A 435-nucleotide genomic window follows, 5' to 3' on the forward strand; every position below is an offset into this window, starting at 1 on the left:
CGTAACACGGGCAATTTCCTTATAAGGTGCGTCAAAGGCCAAACCTTAACATCCCCTGCCCTGCCTCATAAAAACCTGAATACCTCCTCCTCCACAAAAGCCAACCTGACCTGCCTCTCCAACTCAGCCTTCAACCCCGGCCCCAGCTCAAATGCCGAGCCAGCTCATCCAGATACCACCTCTCCATTGCTATCATCACGCTCGGCACATACACCTCCGTTGAAGCCAGGACTTAAGTTACTGATCGTTGTAGAGTTTGGTCATTCGTGGATCAATTGACGTTCGCGATCATCGATGCGGCTGTCGGCTTAGTCCACGGCTACAAGGGCTTCAACGGCAGAAAAAAGGTGACAGATTGACACTTTTAAAAATAAATTTTCACCTTTTCACCTTTTCACCTTTTCACCTTTTCACCTTTTCACCTTTTCACCTTTT

At 47.8% G+C, this 435-nt stretch carries 1 protein-coding gene; it reads left to right on the plus strand.

Annotation, left to right across the window (positions count from 1 at the left end; all coding sequences use genetic code 11):
* On the plus strand, positions 1-279 hold a 279-nt coding region (locus tag ACTJK9_RS29585; RefSeq protein WP_440817866.1), incomplete at its 5' end, for a hypothetical protein.
* Between the last annotated feature and the right edge of the window lie 156 nt (positions 280-435).

Origin of the sequence: Pseudomonas sp. 22082, from assembly GCF_052046055.1 — a bacterium.
GTDB classification, from domain to species: Bacteria; Pseudomonadota; Gammaproteobacteria; order Pseudomonadales; family Pseudomonadaceae; genus Aquipseudomonas; species Aquipseudomonas pharyngis.